The sequence below is a fragment of the Pseudoramibacter alactolyticus ATCC 23263 genome (genome assembly GCF_000185505.1).
Classification (GTDB): domain Bacteria; phylum Bacillota; class Clostridia; order Eubacteriales; family Eubacteriaceae; genus Pseudoramibacter; species Pseudoramibacter alactolyticus.
Window position 1 is genome coordinate 1 of record NZ_GL622391.1, and the last position, 549, is coordinate 549.

1 protein-coding gene is annotated in these 549 nt (G+C 55.0%); it reads right to left on the reverse strand.

The features are described 5' to 3' along the window. Positions 1–509, reverse strand: a 509-nt coding sequence (locus tag HMPREF0721_RS11305) for a hypothetical protein (protein ID WP_207635268.1), incomplete at its 3' end; no start/stop codon positions are given. Positions 510–549 lie beyond the last annotated feature (40 nt).

Below are 549 nucleotides of genomic sequence, written 5' to 3' on the forward strand. Positions count from 1 at the left end.
ATAGCGCGGCGGTGGAATCCGCGCCTCATGACTACCAGACACAGAGCGATAACTGACAGCATGATCGCAAAGAACACGACCGGGTAATTGCTGAGCGAATGACTGACGGAGTGGACGATGAATGACACTCGTTTGGGAATCTCCCCGGTTGATTTCGGGTACGGATATGGGTCTCCCACTCGGTGACGACGTGCCCACAAACCCGGCATTCCCATTCTCGCGGCATTTCCCACAGCCGCCACGATCAGAGCCACCGCCCACCGAGTAGTCCATTTCCCAGCAGGTGTTATGAGAGCCATGGCAACAATTGCTCCGACGATTCCCGGCGCATTCAATTCATGGTGAATGCTTGCTACACATGACAGCACCACCGCTATCCACAAAACCCAGCCGTGGTCGACATTCGGTCCCCGCTGGGACCACAGCAGAAGGATAGAAACGATACCGAGCGCTAGACCCCACATATAGCCGATGTTCGCAGCAATGAACATGATTGTATCCCCACCCATATGTGGCTCGAACCCAATCACGGCCAATTGGTGCGAGAAA